Source organism: Spirochaetota bacterium, assembly GCA_026414805.1.
Classification (GTDB): Bacteria; Spirochaetota; UBA4802; order UBA4802; family UB4802; genus UBA4802.
Window position 1 is genome coordinate 1 of record JAOAIH010000169.1, and the last position, 572, is coordinate 572.

1 protein-coding gene is annotated in these 572 nt (G+C 33.7%); it reads right to left on the reverse strand.

All coding sequences use genetic code 11. The features are described 5' to 3' along the window. Positions 1-363 (reverse strand): hypothetical protein (locus N3F66_15205; protein MCX8125493.1); only part of this gene is annotated, 363 nt, incomplete at its 3' end. Positions 364-572 lie beyond the last annotated feature (209 nt).

Consider the following 572-nt stretch of genomic DNA (forward strand, 5'->3'; position numbering starts at 1 on the left):
GTAGTTTACTTTTCCAGAAAGGCTCTGCTCTGGTACTATCTCAGAATTTCCATTGGCTCCAATAGGCTTTAGTACTACAAAGTCAACTTTTATATGTTCTTCATCATTTTGGTTTTTCTCTCTCTTAAAGAGAGTTATATAGATTCCTTCTGAAGTGAAGTATATGCTGTGATTTGCCCCTTTCTCATAATACTTTACTCTTTCATCAATCTGTCCCTTATTCTCTATGAAATAAAGTGGAAGTTTTCCATAAGCTTCAACAATCTTTGCTTTCTCAGTTTGCTCCTCCTTTGCCCATACAAAAGAAAAGACAATAAAAGGTAATACCAATGACATAATGAAACTTAAAAATACTCTTTTCATATTGACTCCTTTGAGTATCTTCTCTGGATATTTATAGTCCGCCTTTTAATCTTATCTCCTCCAGAGAAGGCGGGATTTAAGATAAGATACAGAAAAGAAAAAGCATTTTTCTTATTAGTTTTCTGTTCTCACCTCCCTTTTTGTGGGATACTTAAAGAGGCTCTGGAATTGCTCCAGAGCCTTTAAAATTAATTATATATCTTTACTAC